Consider the following 676-nt stretch of genomic DNA (forward strand, 5'->3'; position numbering starts at 1 on the left):
TATTTCTGGCCAATATGTCCCATGAGATTCGAACGCCGTTGAATGGCATCATGGGGATGACTGAAATTTTGTCGCAAAGTGAGCTGTCGCCTCATCAGCAAGAAGTCGTGGATGACATCGATACCTCTTCCCACACTTTGCTTGCATTGCTAAACGATATTCTAGATTTGTCTAAGATCGAGTCGGGGCGCCTCGAATTGTCGTTGGTTGAAGCTGACATTCGCGAAGTCGTTTATCAATCGGTGATTTTGTTTCAATCTAAAGCCACGTCTAAACAGCTTGAACTCGATATTTCATTGGATGAAAACATTCCGGCTCGCGTAATGGTCGGTGATCATCGCATCAAACAGATCATTACTAACCTGGTTTCCAATGCCGTTAAGTTTACTGAACAAGGCTATATCTTAGTCGACGTGAGTTACGAAGAAGCGTTAGAGCAAGGGCGAGGTTCGCTCACATTCCTGATCAAGGATTCGGGCATCGGCATTGAAAGGGACAAACTGGCGACCATTTTTGAGCCGTTTACTCAGGAAGACGAAGGCGTTTCGAGACAGTTTGGCGGAACAGGGCTAGGGCTTGCGATTTGTCGCCAACTAGTGTCAATGATGGGAGGCAAGCTAGTGGCAACCTCGACCAAGGGGGTGGGCACATGCTTTGGTTTTTCAATAGAAGTAGA

General features: G+C 46.7%; 1 protein-coding gene. It reads left to right on the forward strand.

Going from position 1 to position 676, the window contains the following annotated elements; genetic code table 11:
• A partial coding sequence (locus R7Q09_RS25980; protein WP_318143925.1) for a sensor histidine kinase occupies positions 1-676 on the forward strand: 676 nt, incomplete at both ends.

The sequence above is a fragment of the Vibrio sp. 2130-1 genome, from assembly GCF_033339515.1.